Here is a 19178-nt window from a genome sequence, read left to right as displayed (position 1 = left end):
CTCGCGGGAAACAACGGTGATGCGGTCGGGTAACGTCGACAACGCACGCTCCTGGACATGACCTCGAATTCGCGTGTGGTGGTGATCGGCGCCGGCCTCGCGGGCGTACGACTCGCCCGCCGGCTCGGCGAGCTGGGCACGCCCGCGCTGCTGATCGGCGAGGAGGAGCACCGGCCCTACAACCGGGTCCTGCTCGCCGAGGTGCTGGCCGGCCGGTACGCCCCCGAGGTGATCGCGCTGCCCGCGCCCGCCGGACTGGTCCGGGGCCGGGTCACCGGCATCGACCGCGACCGACGGACCGTGGCCTGCGCGGACGGCTCGGAGATCGCATACGACACCCTGGTCCTGGCCACCGGCTCCAACCCGGTGCTGCCGCCCCTGCGCGGTCTGTTCACCCCCGACCACGTCCTGCCGGAGGGCGTCCACGCCTTCCGCACCATGGACGACTGCCTCGGTCTGTCGAAGGCGGTACGGCCGGGCGTGCGGGCGGTCGTCATCGGCGGCGGGCTCCTCGGGGTCTCCGCGGCCCGTGCGCTCGCGGTACGCGGCGCGCAGGTCGTCCTCGCCCAGCAGGCCGAGCGGCTCATGGAACGCCAGCTCGACCCGAACGCGTCCAAGCTGGTGCTCCGGCACCTGAGGGACCTCGGCGTCGAGGTCCACACCGAGTGCCGGGTCCGCGACGTGCGCTGCGTCGGCGGCGCCGTCCGCTCGGTGGAGATGGCCGACGGGTACGCCCTCGGCGCCGACCTGGTGGTGCTGGCCTGCGGGGTCTCCCCGCGCGCCGGACTCGCCAAGGCGGCGGGGCTCGCCGTCCACAAGGGAATCCTGGTCGACGACGAACTCCGCACGTCCGACCCGTACGTCCGGGCGATCGGCGACTGCGCACAGCACGACGGGAACGTGTACGGGCTGGCCGCACCCGCGCTGGAACAGGCGGACGTCCTCGCCGAGTCGCTCGCCGGAGACACGGGCTCCCGGTACGCCGGCACCCGCGCCCTCACCCGGCTCACCCTCGCCGGGAACAGCGCCTTCGACCTCGCCGCGTTCGGCGAGACGGAGCCGCGCCCCGGCGACGACGTCGTACAGCTCGCCGACGCGACCCGGGGCACCTACCGCAAGGTCGTCGTCCGCGACGACCGCCTGGTCGGCGGGGTCCTCGTCGGCGAACTCGGCACCGTCGGCGCGCTGGCGCGCGCCTGGGAGGGAGCAGAGCCGCTCCCCTCCGACGGCGGCCCCCTGCTCCACCTGCTCACCAACGACGGAGGCTCCTGATGACCGCCACCCCCGGGGGCACCCCCACGATCGTGCTCGTCGGCCATGGCATGGTCGGCCAGCGCTTCCTCGAGGCGCTCGCCGAGCGCGGCCTGACCGCCACGCACCGCGTGGTCGTGCTCTGCGAGGAGCCGCGTCCCGCGTACGACCGCGTGCAGCTCACCTCGTACTTCTCGGGCAAGACGCCCGAGGACCTGTCGATGACCGACATGCGGTTCATCGCCGACCACGGCATCGAGCTGTACGTCGGTGACCCCGCGGAGACGATCGACCGCGAGGCCCGCAAGGTGACGGCCCGCTCGGGACTGGCGGTCGACTACGACATCCTCGTCCTGGCCACCGGCTCCTACCCCTTCGTGCCGCCCGTCCCGAACAAGGACGCCGAGGGCTGCTTCGTCTACCGCACGATCGAGGACCTCCTCGCGATCGAGGAGTACGCCAGGACGAGGACGACGGGTGCCGTGGTCGGCGGTGGGCTGCTGGGCCTGGAGGCGGCCGGTGCGCTGAAGGGCCTCGGGCTCACCTCCCACATCGTGGAGTTCGCGCCCCGCCTGATGCCGGTCCAGGTCGACGAGGGCGGTGGCGCCGCGCTGCTGCGCACCATCGAGGACATGGGGCTGTCCGTCCACACGGGCGTGGGCACCCAGGAGATCGTCGTCGACGAGTCCGGCGCCGTCACCGGCATGAAGCTCTCCGACGGCTCCGAACTCGCCACCGACCTGGTGGTGTTCAGCGCCGGCGTCCGTCCCCGCGACCAGCTGGCCCGCGAGTCCGGCCTGACGGTCGGCGAGCGTGGCGGCATCGCCGTCGACGAGCAGTGCCGCACGCTGAACGACCCGCACGTGTTCGCGATCGGCGAGTGCGCGCTGGCCGCCGACGGCCGGGTGTACGGCCTGGTGGCCCCCGGCTACGAGCAGGCCATCACGGTCGCCGCGACGATCGCCGCCGACGAGTCCGAGCAGCTGACCTTCACCGGCGCCGACCTCTCCACCAAGCTGAAGCTGCTCGGTGTGGACGTGGCGTCCTTCGGTGACGCGCACGGCACCGCCGAGGACTGCCTCGACGTCGTCTACTCCGACTCCCGCTCGGGCCTGTACAAGAAGCTGGTCATCGGCCGCGACGGCACGCTGCTCGGCGGCATCCTGGTCGGCGACGCAGAGGCGTACGGCACCCTGCGCGCCTTCACCGGGTCCGTACCGCCCGTCGCCCCCGAGTCGCTGGTCCTGCCGGCCGGTGCCGGCGAGTCCGTCCAGCTCGGCCCGTCCGCACTGCCGGACGAGGCGATCGTCTGCTCCTGCCACAACGTGTCGAAGGGCACGATCCGCGGCGCGGTGACGGAGCACTCCTGCACCACCGTGCCCGAGGTGAAGAAGTGCACCAAGGCCGGTACCGGCTGCGGGAGTTGCGTCAAGGTGCTCGGCCAGCTGGTCACCGCCGAGCTGGAGGCGAGCGGCGTCGAGGTCGACAAGGGCCTGTGCGGCTGCTTCTCGCAGACCCGCGAGGAGCTGTACGAGATCGTCCTCGCCCTGCGCATCAACACCTACCAGGACCTGCTCGACCGCTACGGCCGGGACAGCGCCCGGGGCGGCGACGGCTGCGAAGTCTGCAAGCCGACCGTCGGCTCGATCATCGCCTCCCTCGCCCCGACGATCGGCGCGAGCGGCTACGTCCTGGACGGCGAGCAGGCGGCCCTTCAGGACAGCAACGACCACTTCCTCGCCAACCTCCAGAAGAACGGCTCCTACTCGGTCGTCCCGCGCATCCCCGGCGGTGAGATCACCCCCGAGGGCCTGATCGTGATCGGGGAGATCGCCCGCGACTTCGGCCTCTACACGAAGATCACCGGCGGCCAGCGGATCGACATGTTCGGCGCCCGGGTGGAGCAGCTCCCGCTGATCTGGACCCGGCTGGTGGACGCCGGCTTCGAGTCCGGCCACGCCTACGGCAAGTCGCTGCGCACGGTGAAGTCCTGCGTCGGCCAGACCTGGTGCCGCTACGGCGTCCAGGACTCCGTCCGCATGGCGATCGACCTGGAGCTGCGCTACCGGGGGCTGCGCTCCCCGCACAAGCTCAAGTCGGCGGTGTCGGGCTGCGCCCGCGAGTGCGCCGAGGCCCAGTCGAAGGACTTCGGCATCATCGCCACCTCCAACGGCTGGAACCTTTACGTCGGCGGCAACGGCGGCGCCACCCCGCGCCACGCCGACCTGCTCGCCCAGGACCTCACCGACACCGAACTGGTGCGTCTCATCGACCGGTTCCTGATGTTCTACATCCGCACCGCCGACCGCCTGGAGCGCACCTCGACCTGGCTGGACCGGATCCCCGGCGGGCTGGACCACGTACGGGACGTGGTGGTGGAGGACTCGCTCGGCATCTGCGAGGAGCTGGAGTCCCTGATGACCGACCACGTCGCGCACTACGCCGACGAGTGGGCGACCACCATCAACGACCCGGAGAAGCTCGCCCGGTTCGTGTCCTTCGTCAACGCGCCCGACACCCCCGACCCGGTCGTCGGCTTCGTGCCCGAGCGCGACCAGATCAAGCCCGACCTGCCGTTGCTGTCCATCGGCCACCGTCCCCTGGAAGGGAGCGCCCAGCGATGACCCTGGCACTCGAGACAACCGACCTCAAGGTCCAACTGCAGCTGGAGGAGCAGTGGTTCACGGTCTGTGACCTCAGCCAGCTGATCCCCGGCCGCGGGGTGGCCGCCCTGCTGCCCGACGGCCGCCAGGTCGCCCTGTTCCGGGACCGGGCCGGTGAGGTGTACGCCGTCGACAACCGCGATCCGTTCGGCGGCGCGGCCGTCCTCTCCCGCGGTCTGACCGGGACCCACGAGGGCCGCACGTTCGTCGCCTCCCCGCTGCTCAAGCAGCGTTTCGACCTGCTGAGCGGGGAGTGCCTGGACGACGACACGGTGCGCATCGCCACCTACCGGGTGCGCACCGCCTGACGATCGTCCCCCGCCTACCGCCGGCCCGGTGTCGTGGACTGGAGGCGTCTGGCCGGACGCTGGGCGGGGATGCCGGTGCCGGCGCCGCCGACCGTGTTCGCGCTGCCTCCGGTGTTCCCGGTGCCGCCCGTGTTCCCGGTGCCGCCGGGCCGGGCCGGTACCGCCGGGAGCCGGACCACCGCGTCGAGGCCGCCGCGCGGCGCGGGCCGCAGGACCACCTCGCCACCGCTCGCGTGGGCGAGGCGCTGCACCAGGGCGAGGCCCAGACCGGTGCCGCCCTTGGGGGCGTCCGGAGCGCGCCAGAAGCGGTCGAAGGCGCGCCGGCGCTGCTCCTCGGTCATGCCGGGACCCTCGTCCATGACGTGCAGTTCGACCCAGCCCGGACCGGCCGGGCGGTGCGGATGCCGATGCGGGTGGCGGTGCGGGAAGCGGCGCTCGTGGGGCGTGTGGTGGCGCGGATCGACGGAGACCGTGGAGCCCGGGGGCGCCACCCTGAGGGCGTTGGAGAGCAGGTTGTCGAGGATCTGCTCCACGGCCCCGGGCAGTGCCAGCACCTCGCCCGCGTAGTCCCCCGCCAGCGCCAGCCACACGCCGTGCTGCTCGAACAGCGGCGTCCAGGCGCGGTGCCGCTCCGCACACACCCGGCCCAGATCGACCGGCTCCCGTTCCACGGCGCTCTCGTCGAGCCGGGCCATCGCGAGCAGCCCCTCGACCATCCGGGCCAGCCGGTCGGTCTCGGTCAGCGCGGCGGTGAGCGAGCCCCGCGCATTGAGGGCGATGTCGTTCTCCAGGTTCTCCAGCCGCAGCCGCAGCGCCGCGAGGGGCGTCTTCAGCTGGTGCGAGGCCTCACCGGCGAAGGCCCGCTGGGAGGCCAGCAGGTGTTCCAGGCGGGCGGCGGTCCGGTTGAAGGTCGCGGCGAGACTGCGGACCTCCGGCGGCCCGTTGGTGATCGCCACCGGGACGGCGGTGCCACCAAAAGCCAACTCATGGGTGGCGTGCTCCAGTTCACGGATCGGGCGACCGGTCCAGCGGGCGATGACGAACCCGAGCGCGGCCACCGCGGTGAGCGCAGCCAGTCCGCCCAGGGCCAGCAACAGCCAGACGTGGTGCACCCGTTCGGACACCATCCGGGTCGGCACGGTGATCCGGACGGCGCCCTGTTCCTCGACGCCGTGGCGTACCGGGGTGGCCACCGCCAGGTACTGCACACCACCGATGGTGGAGGTGCGCACGTCGGCCGTCGCGGTACCGCGCAGGGCGGCGGCGATGCCCGGCCAGGAGGCGAGGCCGCTCTCCTCCCTCGGGTTGAGCGGATGCGAGGAGGCCAGCAGGGTGCCGCTCCCGTCGACGATCAGCACCTTGCCGCCGATGCGTTCGGCGCAGTGCGCGGCCCGCTCGGGCAGGTCCTGCGCCGCGCGGCCCGCCGAGATGGACAGCGAGGCGAACGCCGAGACCGACTCCGCCTCGTCCGTCGCCGCGTTGATCACCCGCTCCCGCTCACCTCGCGAGTACACGAAGCCCAGCGGGATCTCCAGGCAGAGCAGGACCAGGGCGGCGAGGGTGAGATAGCTGAGCAGCAGCCGACGGGTCATCGGTAGACCGCCGAGTGCTGGTCGTAGGTGTGCGGCTCGTAGCCGTGCGGTTCGTGGGCCCACGGCTCGTAGCCGCCCTGGGGATGGGCGGGCCGGGGGTCAGCGGGCCGGGCGAACGCCGGTGGGGCCGTGGCCGGTGGGGCGGGAGCCGGTGGTTCGTACGGCTGTCGCGCGCTCGGGGAGGAGGTGTGCACCGCCAGCCGGAAACCCACTCCGCGCAGTGTCTGGATCCAGGCCGGGTTGCCCAACTTCCTTCGCAGGGTGGCCACATGGACGTCCAGCGTCTTGGTCGGCCCCTGGTAGTGCGGGTCCCAGACCCGGTCGAGGATCTGCTGGCGTGAGTACACGGCCCCCGGATCCTCGGTGAGCAGCGCGAGCAGCTCGAACTCCTTGGGCGTCAGGGCCACCGCCTCCTCCCCCACCCACACCTGCCGGGTCCGCCGGTCGACGACCAGGGGACCGGCGGCGGACGTGACGGCTGCCGGGGCGGCTGCCGGGGCGGCGGACGTGACGGCTGCCGGGGCGGCGGCTGCGGCGGCGGCGGCTGTGGCAGTGACCGTCGCGGCGCCCTCGAACGCCTCGAACGATTCGTAGGCTCCGGTCGCCCCGAAGGCTCCGGTCGCCCCGAAGGCTTCGCTCGTCCCGGACGTCGGTGAGGCGGGAGGGGCGGCGGCCGCCGGCGCGAAGGACTCCCCGCCGACCGGCTCCTGTCCCGTGAACTCCCGCTCGGCCAGGCCTCGGTGCGTCCGCCGGGTCACCGCGCGCACCCGCGCCACTAGCTCACGCATGCTGAACGGCTTCGCCAGGTAGTCGTCGGCGCCCAGCTCCAGACCCAGCACCCGGTCGGCCTCCTCCCCCCGGGCGCTGAGGATGATGATGGGAACGTCGGAGTTCTGCCGGATGCCCCGGCAGACATCGATGCCGTCGATGTCGGGCAACCCCAGGTCGAGCAGGACGACATCGCCGTACGGCCCCCTCAACCCCTCGCCGCCGGTGCCGACATGACGCACCGCCAGCCCGAAGTTCCCGAGGCCCTCGACGAGCGGCTCGGCGATCGTCCGGTCGTCCTCGATGAGCAGGACTCGTACACCCATGCGTTCCCGTCTCTCCTGTGCACCGAATTCACGTGTTCCGTGGATCCGTCACGCTACAAGAACGGTCAGGAATACGCCTCAGATCTCCCGGACAATGTGAGCAGCGGCTCAACTCCGGACGAAAACTGTCCCATTCTTGTCGGCGGTTTAGTGTTCCTCTAACCTTCGCCTGGCATTGACTCCTCTACGGTGATGAGGAACTGGTCGGACCCCCATGCCGACCAGCTCTGACCTGGGAGGATCCGTGAAGGCACTGCTGGACCGCGCCCGCTCGTTCAAACGGCGGGTCGACTTCGAAAGCGGCGAATACCGGCGACTGGCCGAGGGCCAATATCCCGAGGCATTGTTCATCACCTGCTCGGACTCACGGGTGATACCCGCACTGATCACGGGCGCGCGGCCCGGTGAGATATTCGAGCTGCGAAACGCGGGAAACATCGTTCCGCCGCACGGCCGGCAGGGCGCCTCCGGAGAGGCGGCCACCATCGAGTACGCACTGGAGGTGCTCGGCGTTCAGGACATCGTGGTGTGCGGCCACTCCCACTGCGGTGCGATGGGCGCCCTCAAGTCCGGCGACGACCTGTCCGCCCTTCCCGGCGTGGACGCCTGGCTCCAGTTGGCCCGCCCCAGGCTGGCGCCCGTCCTGGACGGCGACGTCGAGGACCCGTCCATGCCGGACGTCGCCCAGCTGAACGTCGTCAACCAGCTTGCGGTGCTGCGTAGTTACCCGGCGACGCAGCGGCGTCTCGACGCCGGGCAGCTGCGCCTGCACGGCTGGTACTACGAGGTGCACACCGGGCAGGTGCACGAGCTGGACGAGGACGGTCTGTTCCGGGTGCACGCGGCATGAGCGGCGCACACGCCAGGCATGCCCGGGGCCGGGGAACGGGCGCGGGCACCGCCCCGGGCGCGGAGTGGGACCCGGGCGCAGAGTGGGACACGGGCACCGACCTGGGAGCGGGCGCGGACTGGAGCTCCGGGGCCAGTGACGGAAGGGGCCGCACATTCGGCCAGGCGGCCGGGCTGACCGGTCCGCCGCCCCGGCCGGCGCCACCGCCGCGGCCCATGTCCCCTCCGACGCCCACGCGCCCGCCCGCGCCGACGCCTGCACCGACACCGACACCGACGACCGGGTGGGACACCACCGCGAAGGCCGCCTCGAAGGACGCGGCGCCGGGCACGGAGAAAGGCACAGCAACGGGCACCGCGAAGGGCTCGGCGACGGGCTCGGCGATGGCCGCCCTGAAAGCGGCTGCGCCGAAGGGTGACCTGGCCACCGAGATCACCGCGTCCCTCGTCGTCTTCCTGGTCGCGCTCCCGCTGTGCATCGGCGTGGCCGTCGCCTCGGGCGTCTCCCCCGAGCTGGGCATCATCTCGGGCGTCATCGGCGGCCTGGTGGTGGGCGCGGCACGCGGCAGCACGCTGCAGGTGAGCGGCCCGGCCGCCGGTCTCGCCGCGCTGGTCGCGGAGACCGTGCTGGAGTACGGCGTGGCCATGCTCGGCGTGATCGTGCTCTTCTCGGGCCTCCTCCAGATCGTCCTCGGCCTGGTGAAACTGGGCCGGTTCTTCCAGGCGATCTCCCTGGCCGTCGTCCAGGGCATGCTCGCGGGCATCGGCCTGCCGCTGATGTTCAGCCAGGCGTACCCGGTGGCCGACGCGAAGGCCCCCGGCACCCCGCTGGAGAACATGGCCGGCATCCCCGGCCTGCTCGCGGACACGGTCGCCGACCCGCAGGCGATGATCGCCGCCGGGCTCGGCATCGTCACGGTCGTCCTGAGCTTCCTGTGGAAGAAGGCACCGGGACCGGTCAAGAAGGTGCCGGCGGCCCTGGTCGCGGTGGGCATCGGCATCACGGTCGCCGCGCTGCCGGGCGTCGACGTCAAGACGCTCCAGGTGGGCAATCTGCTGGCCTCCGTCGACGTACCGGGGGCGGAGCAGTTCGCGGGTCTGGCGGACGCCGGGATCATCACCGCGATCCTGACCTTCACCGTGATCGCCTCGGCGGAATCACTGTTCACGGCGGCCGCGGTGGACCGTATGCACGACGGTCCGCGCACCCGCTACAACCCCGAGCTGATCGCCCAGGGCGCCGGCAACACGCTCGCGGGACTCCTCGGCGCCCTGCCCATCACGGCGGTGGTGGCCCGCAGTTCGGCGAACGTCCAGGCGGGCGCCAGGACCCGGCTCTCCCGCACCCTGCACGGCCTGTGGCTGCTGGCGTTCGCGCTGCTGCTCCCCCAGGTGCTGGCCCTGATCCCGATCTCGGTCCTGGCGGGCGTACTCGTACACAGCGGCTGGAAGCTCTTCGCTCCCGACGAGTTCCCGAAGATGTGGCGGCAGGACCGGGGCGAGTTCGCCGTCATGACGCTCACCACCCTGGTCATCGTGGCGACGGCGCTTCTGGAGGGCGTCCTGATCGGCCTCGCGGCGGGCATCGTGCTGGCCGCGGTGCGCATGTCCCAGACGGTCATCCGGCAGCACACCGAGGACGACACCGCGAAGGTGGTGATGGCCGGCAACGCGACCTTCCTGCGACTGCCCCAGGTCATCGAGGCCCTGGAGTCCGCCGCCGAGGCAGGCAGACCCCGCATCCGGCTCGACCTCACCGGCGTGACCCATCTCGACCACGCCTGCCGCAGCCAGGTGGAGGAGTTCACCGCCCAGCAACGCGGCAAGGGCCTGCGGGTGGAACTGCTGATGCCGGGCCCGGCGCAACGACCGCCCGCGGAGGAGGAACCGGCACCGGCGGGCGACGGCCCCCGGCCCTCCGACCTCCAGCCCTCCGACCCGCTGCCCCGCCGCCGGACGGCCCCCGCGCCCGCCACCGCCACCGCCACCTCCGGATCGGCTCCCGGCCCCACCGCCGAGTGGTTCTACCTGGACACCACCCCGATGCCGGAGGACTTCGCGCAGCGGTACGCGGAGGAGTACGCCCCGGGGTATGCGGAGGGATATCCGCGGGGGTACTCGGAGGGGTACGCGGACGAGTACACCTCCGGGTTCGCGCGCGGGCAGGCGTGACCGCGGGCACGGGCGCGACCACGGGTCTGCCGGACTGCACGGCGTGCGGCGCGGGAACCGGCTGGTCTTGCAGTCGATGAGCGAGGGACTCCACCGTGACGGTGTGGGACACCGCCACCGACGCCTGGTCCGACAGGGTCCGTGTCTCCACGGGCCGCAACCGGCCCCTGAGGTGAGCGGCGAAGCGGCCGGGGCTCAGCCCTTGAGTGCCTCGTAGGACACGCCGGTCAGCCGCTCGGAGGCGGCCCACAGGCGCTCCCCCACCCGGTCGTCGAGGGTCCAGGGTGCCCGCCGCGATGGCGCCGGCGCCCCGCGCCACATGGCGAGGGACGGCCCGGTGAACGAGTCCGGGCGGACACCGGGCGCGGTCGCCGCGTACAGGGCGGGCAGCGCGCCCGCCTCGGCGGATTGGGCGAAGACCCGGTTGCCGAGCGCCATCAGCCGCTCGGCGACCCGGCGCCCCTCCGCCCGGGGCCCCGCCGTCTGGAGGTTGGTCGCCGCGTACCCCGGATGCGCGGCCGCCGCGACGACCTCGGCCCCGGCCGCCGTGAGCCTGCGCGCCAGCTCGTGCGTGAAGAGCAGGTTGGCGGTCTTCGTACGTCCGTAGGCGATCCAACGCCGGTATGTGCGTCCGGAGTTGAGATCGTCCGGGTCGATGTTGCCGAGCAGGTGGACCATGCTGGAGACGGTCACGATCCGCGTCGCGCCGGCCGGTCGGTCCGCCGCGGCGAGCAGCGCGGGCAGCAGCAGCCCCGTGAGGGCGAAGTGCCCGAGATGGTTCACCCCGAACTGCGTCTCGAACCCGTCGGCGGTGGTGCCGTACGGCATCGCCATCACGCCCGCGTTGTTGACGAGCAGGTCGAGCCGGTCGTAGGGCAGGGCGTCCGCGAACTCCCTTACGGAGGCGAGGTCGCCGAGATCGAGCCGCCGCAACTCCGCCTTCGCAGTGGGCACTTCCTCGCGCAGCCGCCGGACGGCCTCCCGCCCCCGCGTCTCGCTGCGGCAGGCGAGCACCACCCGCGCCCCCTTGCGGGCGAGCTCGCGCGCGGTGACGTACCCGAGCCCGCTGTTGGCCCCGGTGACGACGGCGGTGCGACCGCCCTGGTCGGGGATGTCGTGCGCGCTCCAGCCTGACATGGCCGTACTCCCTCCGCGGTGCGCACGGCCCGCGGTGCGCACGGGCAGCAGTGCACGGCCCGCGGTGTGCACGGGCAGCCTACGGCGCTCCCGGTCACCCATCCCGCATCTCCCCGTTACGACATGTCCACGACACAGCTACCCTGCGCTTCTAGCGTTCGGCAGCGCACGACCCTGAACGACCCCGTCGCCGGGACCGGCGTACGGGCCGGTTCACCACACCACCCCTGGGAGTGAGCGTGGAACGTCGTACCTTCCTGCGTGCGGCCGCGATCGGCGGCTCCTCCGCCGTACTCGGCGGAACCCTCTGGCGCGGCGCCGCCTACGCCGCCCCGGCCCAGCCCGGCGCGGGCCCGTACGGGGCGCTCGGCGCGGCCGACGCCAACGGCATCCGGCTCCCGAGCGGTTTCACCAGCCGGGTGATCGCCCGCTCCGGCCAGACGGTGTCCGGGACCTCGTACGCCTGGCACAACGCCCCTGACGGCGGGGCCTGTTACACGGACGGCACGGGCTGGATCTATGTCTCCAACTCGGAGATCAACCCGTCGGGCGGTGCGAGCGCGGTGAAGTTCTCCGCGACGGGGACGATCACGGCCGCGTACCGCATCCTCTCCGCCACCCGCCAGAACTGCGCGGGCGGCAAGACCCCGTGGAACACCTGGCTGTCCTGCGAGGAGGTCGATCGCGGGTACGTCTACGAGACCGACCCCTGGGGCACGAAGGCAGCGGTCCGCCGGGACGCGATGGGCCGTTTCAAGCACGAGGCGGCCGCCGCCGACCCGGTCCGCAAGGTGCTCTACCTGACCGAGGACGTGACCGACGGCTGCTTCTACCGTTTCCGGCCGACGAACTGGGGCGACCTGTCCTCGGGGACGCTGGAGGTCCTGGTGGCCGGCACGGCCACGAGCGGCCCCGTGACCTGGTCCCCGGTGCCCGACCCGACCGGCGCCACCGCCACCCGCAACCAGGTCTCCGGCGCCAAGCGCTTCAACGGCGGCGAGGGCTGCCACTACGCCGACGACACCTGCTGGTTCACGACGAAGGGCGACAACCGGGTCTGGCAGTACAACGCGGCCGCCCAGACGATCGAACTCGCCTACGACGACTCGCTGGTGACGTCCGGCACGGCCCCCCTCACCGGGGTGGACAACGTCACGGGCTCCGCCTCCGGCGACCTGTTCGTGGCGGAGGACGGCGGCACCATGGACATCTGCCTCATCACCCCCGACGACGTGGTCGCGCCCTTCCTGCGCATCGACGGCCAGTCGGGTTCCGAGATCACGGGCCCGGCCTTCTCCCCGGACGGCACCCGTCTGTACTTCTCCAGCCAGCGCGGTACGAGCGGCAGCTCGTCGGGCGGGATCACCTACGAGGTGAAGGGGCCGTTCCGGGCATAGGGACGCCTGGGCAGGCACTTCGGCTTGCGGGCCAGGATTGACAGGAACTCGACAGCAGAACGGAGGAACGCGGCCGGGCGGCGGCTCGTTACTCGCCAACGAAGTCCCAGCGGAGTGAGACCGCACACCGGCGGCCACCGCCCCACCCGGCATGGCCACGGTTCGCCGTGTCACGCCGTACGCGGAGTCACACGGTTGGCAGAGTCACACCGTTAGGAGATCACACCGTTCGCAGAGTTACGCCGTTCGCCGCCCGCACCCCACTCACGGAGGCACGTAACCATGACCCCCGCTCCCACCCCCACGCCCGCCCCCACCCCGTCCCGCCGCACCGTCCTCGGCGGCGCGGCCCTGGCCGCCCTCACCCTGACGGCCGCGGCGGTCCCCGCCGCGACCGCGGCCCCCTCCCCTTCCGATGCCGCCAAGTCCCGTACCGGTGAGGCGGGTTGGCCGACCGAGTACTCCCTCCCCGACGGCTGGCTCCCCGAGGGCATCGCCATCGGCGGCAAGCCGTACGCCTACCAGGGATCCCGCGCCAACGGCGGCATCCTCCGCACCGACCTGCGCACCGGCGAGGGCACGGTCCTGTACGCGGGCGGCACCGGCCAGGTGTCGGTCGGCCTGAAGCTCGACCACGACGGCCTGCTGTACGTGGCGGGCAGCACGGGAGTGGCGCGCGTGATCGACTCCCGCACCGGCGAGCTGCTGACGACCCACCGACTCAGCCCGGCCGCGGGCCACTTCATCAACGACGTGACCCTGCTCGGCGACCGGGCCTGGTTCACCGACTCACGGGACGCCGTGCTGTACGGCGTCCCGCGCGGCCGGACCGACGGCGAGATCCGCGCCCTTCCGCTCATCGGCGACTGGGTCCAGCTCCCCGACGTGAACAACGCCAACGGGATCGTCGGCACACCGGACGGCCGGGGTCTGATCGTCGTCAAGAGCACACCCGGCGAGCTGTACAACGTGAACCTCAGGACCGGTCACGCCACGAGGATCACCCTGGTCGGCGCGTCGGACGTGGTGAACGGCGACGGCCTCTACCGCATCGGCCGCACGCTGTACGTGGTCCAGAACCGTCTGAACCTGATCAGCGTCTGGTCCCTGGACCGCACGGCGACCACCGCCACGCTCACCCGCACCATCACCGACCCCCGCTTCGACGTCCCCACCACGGCCGCCCGTTACGGCGACCGCCTCTACCTGGTCAACGCGCGCTTCACCAGCCCACAGCTCCCGGAGACGACCTTCACGGCGGTAGCGGTCTCGATCTGACGAACCGTCCGGCCTGACGGGGGGCCGGGGGGCCGGGGGCGGCACTCGACGAGCGAGGGTGCCGCCCCCGCCCCCGCCCCTCCCCGGCGACCGGGGCGATGCGCACAGAAAGTCACAGAACGGCCACTCCTCCCACACCTCATGCAAAACGGCCATACCGTCGTCCCCTCACACCACAGCTCGGGGGACATACATGAGCAACCCGTACACCACCGCGCCCACCCAGAACCCCACCCCCCGGTGGGCCAGGAAGAGATACGTCCTGCCCGCCCTCGCCCTGGCCCTGTTCCTCGGCGCGGGCATCGGCGGAGCCGACGGCGGCACCACGACGGAGGCGAAGCCGACGTCCGCCGAACCGCAGCCCACGGTGACCGTGACGACCACGACGACGGAGACCGCCGTCCCCGAGCCGGCGGGCACGGTGACCGCCACGGCGACGGAGACGGTGAAGGTGACGAAGACGGTCACGGCGAAGGCGGCGGCGAACGAGGCCGACTCCGGATCCGACGAGTCCGACAGCTCAGCCGATTCCGCCGACTCCGCCGACTCCGCCGACTCCGGAAGTGCCTACTACGCCAACTGCACGGCCGCCCGCGCGGCCGGCGCCGCTCCGGTCCGCGTGGGCGACCCTGGCTATGGGCGCCACCTGGACCGCGACGGCGACGGCGTGGGCTGCGAATAGGGGAACAGGGAACGAAGGCGCGAGCCGCCGCCGGAGTCGTGGACCCGGTACGCCCGGCGACCGCCGGCGTTTGCCGAACCGGCAACAGAACTCGCGACTTGCGTGCCGGGACCGCACCCTCGGAACCGATGGACGATCTCAAGTCTCGGAGGGTCGATGTCGCAGCAGACCGCGAACGACGTGAAACACCGCCTGGTCCCCTCGCCCGCAGGCCGTGTCCACGTGGTGGAGCAGGGTGAGGGCCCCCTGGTCCTGCTCGTGCACGGCTTCCCCGAGTCCTGGTACTCCTGGCGCCACCAGTTGCCGGGGCTGGCCGCGGCCGGGTACCGCGCGGCCGCCCTCGACGTCCGCGGCTACGGCCGCTCCTCCAAACCCCGTGCCACGGACGCGTACCGCATGCGGGAACTGGTGGAGGACAACGCCGCGGTCGTCCAGGCCCTGGGCGAACGGTCCGCGGTGATCGTCGGTCACGACTGGGGTGCGACGATCGCGGCCGACTCCGCCCTGCTGCGCCCGGACGTCTTCCACGCGGTGGGTCTGCTGAGCGTCCCCTACACCCCACCGGGCGGACCGCTGCCGAGCGAGGTCTTCGCTCAGATGGGCGGGACGGGTGCGACGGGCGGGACGGGCGGGGAGGAGGACTTCTACGTCTCCTACTTCCAGGAACCCGGCCGCGCCGAGGCGGAGATCGAGCCCGACGTACGAGGCTGGCTCGCGGGCTTCTACGCCGCCCTGTCCGCGGACACCATGCCGGCGGCGGGCTCCCCCGACCCCCACTTCGTCACCCGGGGCGGAAAGCTGCGCGACCGCTTCCCCACCGGGGCGCTGCCCGCCTGGCTCACCGAGGCGGATCTCGACGTCTACGCGGAGGAGTTCGAGCGAACCGGCCTGACCGGCGCCCTGAACCGCTACCGCAACATGGACCGCGACTGGGCGGATCTCACGCCCTTCAACGGCGCCCCGATCACCCAGCCGTCCCTGTTCATCGGCGGCGCCCTCGACGCCTCCACGACCTGGCTGGCCGCCGCGATCGAAGCGTTCCCCACGACCCTCCCCGGCCTCTCCTCGTCCCACATCCTCGAAGACTGCGGCCACTGGCTCCAACAGGAACACCCCGAACAAACCAACCACCTCCTGACCACCTGGCTGTCCACCCTGCCGAAGCCCTGACCCCCCACCACCACAACAAAGGGCGGCACCCTCACACAGGGTGCCGCCCGCATCCACATCCGACCGCCACCCGTCAATCGCGCCGAATCAACTCCGGATCGATACGCCGACCGATCAGCGGCAGGGACCCGACGGCGGCGACCGCCACCACGCCTAGAGCGCAGGCCAACAGCAACGGCACACCAGCCCCGTCCCAGAAAACCTCGCCACCACCGGTGACCAGGTAACTGGACTCGGCCGCTTTCCCGGCAACGACCGCCAACACCAAGCCCACCGCAAGCGGCAACACAACTTGCGCCACCTGCACAGCCCGCAACGTCCGAGGCCTGGCACCGAGCAGAGACAGGGCAGTCACCTGAGGCCGACGTTCGACCGCGCGGTCAGTGGCAGCCACAAGGTAAGCGGCTACACCGATGATGAGACCGAGCACCATACCCATGGCGAGGATCGTCTTGACCACGGTGATCTGTTGAAGGGCGGTAACCACTACGCCGGGAGTCTCGACTTGGGCGGTGGGATCGACTCCGCCAAGACCGTCGAGGACCGAGCGCACAGTTTCGGGCGCTGAGCTGCTGAGGAGGACTAGTGTTGCGGAATCAGGGCGAAAGCCCGCAGGGAGAGAAGAAGGCGGGACAAACATCTCTCCGCTATCGACTAGAGCCTCTCCATCATCGTCCTGATATTTAAGCGTCCGCTCAGGTACCCGTACCTTCAGGAACTGCTTCTGGCCCTTGCTGTCATGCAGCAGGAACGGAAAGACAGAGCCCGGCCTGCTGTCCTCGTCATAAATCTGGCCATCGCTCACAAGTCGAACAGAGCGTCCGTTCAGACAACCGTGCGCCGTCGGCACCATCTTGCGCAGTTGATCGCAATTTGCGACAACCATGCTCAGGGTATGAGGCCAATCGTCACTGCTGTGATCCCACCATGAATTCATTCGAACGAAGTGACCTCTGACGCCCGCCACTTCTTCGAAAGCTCGCTGCTTCTCTTCGGAAATACCCTCAAGGGGCAGGACATAGGGCTGAACAGGCGAACTATTCTTTGTCACTTGGTCGAGCTCGATGAGCACGCCTTGCGCGAGCGATGCCGCGTAGACCAACAGGATCAGGCCGGTCGCAACCCGCAGGGCCCCACCCGGTTCCATCTCGTTGCGCCGCATTGCCAGGCCGAGAGGAAGGGAACGGCTGGTACGAGCCACCGACCGGGACAAGGTCCGAGAGAGAATCGGAAGCGCCAGCACGAGCCCGACGCCCACTGAAACGACGGCGAGCGGCATCAAGAGCGACGAGAGAGAGGAATCCCGAGGCTCGTGCCCTGTAGCGCCAGCCACGCAATACGCAGTGATGACACCCAGACCTGGCAGGAGCGGAAGCAATCCCCACCTGGCAGGCGGCTTCTCAACCGCACCGCGCCGCACAGCCAACGGGTTCGCCGCAGCTTTCCTGGCTCCGACCGATCCTGCGAACCAGGCGAGCGCCGGACAACCAATCAGGCAGATTAGAGCGCTAGAGAGGGACAGCGACCCGTCCGATGGGTACCACCGAAAGCCAGGAAGGCCCACGCGGGAGATGAGTTGATTGACCACCGCATAGATACCCAGACCGAACACCGCTCCGAGCAGCGCCGCAGCGACCGTCTCAGCCGCATTGACCCGCTGAACGCCCTTCTTACTCAATCCGAGCAGCCGAAGGGCTGCGAGTCGACGAGCGCGAGCCGCAGCCGACAACCGTGCGCACACCGACAGATAGACAGCCAATGGGAGCAGTACGACGCCCGCCAGCGTGAAGCGCACGATATCCAGCGTCGAGGGCTCCACTGTCTCGTCATGCGTATACGACCTCCCGTAGGAAGTCACGGCATGTCCATCCTTCAGCTGATCGCGGCTGACGCCGATGTACGCGTACAGCTCGTCAGGATGGGCAAGCCCTTGAGCGCCAATGAGGCCCTGTTCGCGCCCCGGCACCAGTTGGGCGAGGCCCGGCTCTTTCCTTAGCTCCTCGTGCAGTTTTGGGGACACGAATACTTCGCCAGGAGACGGAAGCTTTCTCAGCCCTGGCGGAGGAGCGATGGTGATGGCGCCCGGCGCATGAAAGATGCGGATCATGGGCCGAGAGCCGTACGGGTCCGTTAGGTCGAGCTCAAGAGGAGCCCTGTCAGAGTCGATACAGACCCGGCGATCATCGCGGCGACAATCTGCCTCACGCGCCGCTTTGCGTCCGTCCTGAGTGGCCAGGATCGCTGGAATCGCGAGCACCATGGCCAGGCAACACACACCGATCGCACTGCCTCCGGCCATGAGGAGGAAGCGCACGCGGTTTCCTCTCCCACTGCGCGACAAGAGCCGCAGGCCCAAAAGGAGTTCTTTCATTTCGACTCCCGATCTAGGACCGAAAGAACACCGTCGCGCATCGTGTACCGGTTGTCGGCTCGGGAGGCCACTTGGGCATCGTGCGTGACGAGCACTACCGCCGTCCCCTGGGAACGCGCAAGTGACAGAAACTCATCCAGTACGGTCGTGGAGTTGGCGCTGTCGAGTGAACCCGTCGGCTCATCGGCGAACACCACAGCGGGCTGATGCACCAACGCCCTTGCTACGGCGATGCGTTGACTCTGCCCTCCGGACACCTGCGAAGGGCGCCGCTGCCGCAAATCGGAAAGACCCAACCGGCTGAGAACCTCGCCAGCAACGGCTAGCGCCTCCGCCTTGCGCTGCCCGGCCAGGCGCAGCGGCAGAGCGGCGTTCTCCTCTAGGGTCAGCTCAGGGAGGAGTTCGCCGTATTGGAAAACGAATCCGAAGCGCTCACGGCGCAGCGCGCTGAGTGCCTCGTCATCGAGTTCACCGAGGGCGCGCCCCTCAAAGCGGACCTCCCCGCGCGCCACGGGCAGGACCCCGGCGAGGCAGTACAGCAACGAAGACTTACCGGATCCGCTCTGCCCGGTGATCGCCGCGACTTCGCCACGGCGAAGACTGATGTCGGCGTGCCGGACAGCGGGCGTCTCACCGTAGAAGAGGTCGACACCCTTGGCAGACAGAACTTCTGACGTGTTGATGTTGGTTCCTCTATGACGAGAGGGAGCCCAGATGCGGACACCTGGGCTGTGGAGTACAGAAGGCTGCTAGCGAGTGACCGAGAACTTCCGGGTAGGGGAGCAGTTGTCCGGATGCAGGCTCCCGCGGTTACGGCAGACCCGAATCTCAGCGTTGTCGGTGTACCGCTGCGCCCCGTCCCAGTTCGAGTGATGCAGGCGCACGCTCTGCCGCTGCTTCCCGTTGTAGCGGACCCATCCGTGGCTTTCGACTCGAACCTGCAGGTAGATGTTGTGCCCATCCCCGAAGTCGTCGTCCCGCAGATTCCCTCGCCACTCGAAGGAGCCGTGGTTTCGCTCCGGCGGATTGAACCGGTACTCCGCACCCTCGAAGACAGCACCCGTGGTCGTCGTGAGTTTGATGTCGCGCCAGGAGTCCGCGACCGCACTTCCCGCCCCCACGAGAAACAGTCCGAACGCCAGTGCGCCGACAACAGCCCTTTTCATCCCTAGACCCCTCTGCATGCCCCAGCAACCCCAACGACCACCGGTAAT

The 19178-nt window shown here is 70.5% G+C and carries 15 protein-coding genes; 9 read left to right on the top strand and 6 right to left on the bottom strand.

What is annotated here, in order from left to right; translation table 11 throughout:
• Positions 1–57 precede the first annotated feature (57 nt).
• The 3 genes from OG933_RS29360 to nirD are packed head-to-tail and all read left to right on the top strand — an operon-like array spanning position 58 to position 4222.
• Positions 58–1272, top strand: a complete 1215-nt coding sequence (locus OG933_RS29360; protein ID WP_362529385.1) for an FAD-dependent oxidoreductase — start codon at positions 58–60, stop codon at positions 1270–1272.
• Positions 1272–3875, top strand: a complete 2604-nt coding sequence (nirB, locus tag OG933_RS29355; RefSeq protein WP_142264200.1) for a nitrite reductase large subunit NirB — start codon at positions 1272–1274, stop codon at positions 3873–3875. The genes OG933_RS29360 and nirB overlap by 1 nt, the downstream gene beginning before the upstream one ends.
• Positions 3872–4222 carry a nitrite reductase small subunit NirD gene (gene nirD / locus OG933_RS29350; RefSeq protein WP_362264674.1) on the top strand — a complete coding sequence of 117 codons (351 nt, stop codon included), beginning with the start codon at positions 3872–3874 and terminating at the stop codon, positions 4220–4222. Before nirB ends, nirD begins: the two co-directional genes overlap by 4 nt.
• 14 nt (positions 4223–4236) lie before the next feature.
• Here the strand turns inward: nirD and OG933_RS29345 are convergent, their stop codons facing one another.
• Together OG933_RS29345 and OG933_RS29340 are read right to left on the bottom strand one after the other, a co-directional pair.
• The gene (locus OG933_RS29345) at positions 4237–5814 is read right to left on the bottom strand and encodes a sensor histidine kinase (RefSeq protein WP_405629661.1); all 1578 of its coding nucleotides are present in this window, start codon (positions 5812–5814) and stop codon (positions 4237–4239) included.
• Positions 5811–6908, bottom strand: coding sequence for a response regulator transcription factor (locus tag OG933_RS29340; protein WP_405629659.1), 1098 nt, complete (start codon positions 6906–6908; stop codon positions 5811–5813). The genes OG933_RS29345 and OG933_RS29340 overlap by 4 nt, the downstream gene beginning before the upstream one ends.
• 244 nt (positions 6909–7152) lie before the next feature.
• Between OG933_RS29340 and OG933_RS29335 the strand changes: the two genes are divergently transcribed.
• Both OG933_RS29335 and OG933_RS29330 read left to right on the top strand, forming a co-directional pair.
• The gene (locus tag OG933_RS29335; RefSeq protein WP_362265101.1) at positions 7153–7758 is read left to right on the top strand and encodes a carbonic anhydrase; all 606 of its coding nucleotides are present in this window, start codon (positions 7153–7155) and stop codon (positions 7756–7758) included.
• 383 nt (positions 7759–8141) lie between these two features.
• A complete protein-coding gene (locus OG933_RS29330; RefSeq protein ID WP_405633555.1) occupies positions 8142–9929 on the top strand; it encodes a SulP family inorganic anion transporter in 1788 nt (595 codons plus the stop codon).
• A 195-nt stretch (positions 9930–10124) separates the two neighbouring features.
• Here OG933_RS29330 and OG933_RS29325 read toward each other — a convergent pair whose 3' ends face one another.
• Positions 10125–11066: an oxidoreductase gene (locus OG933_RS29325; RefSeq protein WP_405629657.1), complete on the bottom strand. Its 942-nt coding sequence runs from the start codon at positions 11064–11066 to the stop codon at positions 10125–10127.
• A gap of 239 nt (positions 11067–11305) precedes the next feature.
• Between OG933_RS29325 and OG933_RS29320 the strand changes: the two genes are divergently transcribed.
• The 4 genes from OG933_RS29320 (at position 11306) to OG933_RS29305 (ending at position 15593) form a co-directional block, all read left to right on the top strand.
• A complete protein-coding gene (locus OG933_RS29320) occupies positions 11306–12463 on the top strand; it encodes an alkaline phosphatase PhoX (RefSeq protein WP_362529371.1) in 1158 nt (385 codons plus the stop codon).
• A gap of 282 nt (positions 12464–12745) precedes the next feature.
• Positions 12746–13741, top strand: coding sequence for an SMP-30/gluconolactonase/LRE family protein (locus tag OG933_RS29315; RefSeq protein ID WP_405629653.1), 996 nt, complete (start codon positions 12746–12748; stop codon positions 13739–13741).
• Between the two features lie 193 nt (positions 13742–13934).
• On the top strand, positions 13935–14423 hold the full coding sequence (locus OG933_RS29310; protein ID WP_171397120.1) for an excalibur calcium-binding domain-containing protein: 489 nt from the start codon (positions 13935–13937) through the stop codon (positions 14421–14423).
• 156 nt (positions 14424–14579) lie between these two features.
• On the top strand, positions 14580–15593 hold the full coding sequence (locus OG933_RS29305) for an alpha/beta fold hydrolase (protein WP_405629650.1): 1014 nt from the start codon (positions 14580–14582) through the stop codon (positions 15591–15593).
• Between the two features lie 73 nt (positions 15594–15666).
• Here OG933_RS29305 and OG933_RS29300 read toward each other — a convergent pair whose 3' ends face one another.
• From OG933_RS29300 to OG933_RS29290, 3 genes are all read right to left on the bottom strand, one after another.
• Positions 15667–17964 (bottom strand): FtsX-like permease family protein, encoded by a 2298-nt coding sequence (locus OG933_RS29300; RefSeq protein WP_405629648.1) that lies wholly within the window; start codon positions 17962–17964, stop codon positions 15667–15669.
• On the bottom strand, positions 17961–18647 hold the full coding sequence (locus tag OG933_RS29295) for an ABC transporter ATP-binding protein (protein WP_405633554.1): 687 nt from the start codon (positions 18645–18647) through the stop codon (positions 17961–17963). Before OG933_RS29295 ends, OG933_RS29300 begins: the two co-directional genes overlap by 4 nt.
• A 66-nt stretch (positions 18648–18713) precedes the next feature.
• Complete coding sequence (locus tag OG933_RS29290; protein WP_405629646.1) at positions 18714–19130, bottom strand: hypothetical protein; 417 nt, start codon at positions 19128–19130, stop codon at positions 18714–18716.
• Positions 19131–19178: the final 48 nt, after the last annotated feature.

The organism is Streptomyces sp. NBC_00016 (assembly GCF_045040885.1).
GTDB classification, from domain to species: Bacteria; Actinomycetota; Actinomycetes; order Streptomycetales; family Streptomycetaceae; genus Streptomyces; species Streptomyces coriariae.
This window is presented reverse-complemented; position numbering and strand designations above follow the sequence as displayed.

Excerpts from the sequence above, each read along its gene's own strand:
- OG933_RS29340 (WP_405629659.1), bottom strand. The coding sequence starts at position 6,908 with ATGGGTGTACGAGTCCTGCTCATCGAGGACGACCGGACGATCGCCGAG.
- OG933_RS29325 (WP_405629657.1), bottom strand. The coding sequence starts at position 11,066 with ATGTCAGGCTGGAGCGCGCACGACATCCCCGACCAGGGCGGTCGCACC.
- OG933_RS29310 (WP_171397120.1), top strand. The coding sequence starts at position 13,935 with ATGAGCAACCCGTACACCACCGCGCCCACCCAGAACCCCACCCCCCGG.
- OG933_RS29305 (WP_405629650.1), top strand. The coding sequence starts at position 14,580 with ATGTCGCAGCAGACCGCGAACGACGTGAAACACCGCCTGGTCCCCTCG.
- OG933_RS29315 (WP_405629653.1), top strand. The coding sequence starts at position 12,746 with ATGACCCCCGCTCCCACCCCCACGCCCGCCCCCACCCCGTCCCGCCGC.
- OG933_RS29300 (WP_405629648.1), bottom strand. The coding sequence starts at position 17,964 with ATGAAAGAACTCCTTTTGGGCCTGCGGCTCTTGTCGCGCAGTGGGAGA.
- OG933_RS29345 (WP_405629661.1), bottom strand. The coding sequence starts at position 5,814 with ATGACCCGTCGGCTGCTGCTCAGCTATCTCACCCTCGCCGCCCTGGTC.
- OG933_RS29330 (WP_405633555.1), top strand. The coding sequence starts at position 8,142 with ATGGCCGCCCTGAAAGCGGCTGCGCCGAAGGGTGACCTGGCCACCGAG.
- nirD (WP_362264674.1), top strand. The coding sequence starts at position 3,872 with ATGACCCTGGCACTCGAGACAACCGACCTCAAGGTCCAACTGCAGCTG.
- OG933_RS29360 (WP_362529385.1), top strand. The coding sequence starts at position 58 with ATGACCTCGAATTCGCGTGTGGTGGTGATCGGCGCCGGCCTCGCGGGC.
- OG933_RS29290 (WP_405629646.1), bottom strand. The coding sequence starts at position 19,130 with ATGAAAAGGGCTGTTGTCGGCGCACTGGCGTTCGGACTGTTTCTCGTG.
- nirB (WP_142264200.1), top strand. The coding sequence starts at position 1,272 with ATGACCGCCACCCCCGGGGGCACCCCCACGATCGTGCTCGTCGGCCAT.